Source organism: Candidatus Aquiluna sp. IMCC13023, assembly GCF_000257665.1.
GTDB lineage: Bacteria > Actinomycetota > Actinomycetes > Actinomycetales > Microbacteriaceae > Aquiluna.
Genome location: NZ_AJKR01000005.1, coordinates 1 through 201 on the forward strand (window position 1 = coordinate 1; position 201 = coordinate 201).

At 54.7% G+C, this 201-nt stretch carries 1 protein-coding gene; it reads left to right on the forward strand.

Annotation, left to right across the window (positions count from 1 at the left end):
- Window positions 1-201 (forward strand): InlB B-repeat-containing protein (locus tag IMCC13023_RS06830; RefSeq protein WP_040325600.1); only part of this gene is annotated, 201 nt, incomplete at both ends.

Here is a 201-nt window from a genome sequence, read left to right on the forward strand (position 1 = left end):
GTCACCTTCAACGCGAACGGTGGCTCCGGAACGATGTCTGGCCAGGCGGCGTCATCTAGCACAGCCCTAACTGCCAATACCTTGACTCGCGATGGCTTTGATTTTGCCGGATGGAACACTGCGACCAACGGTTCTGGAACAGATTACGCAGATGGGGCTAACTACGCCTTCACAAGCGATGTATCTCTCTATGCGCAATGG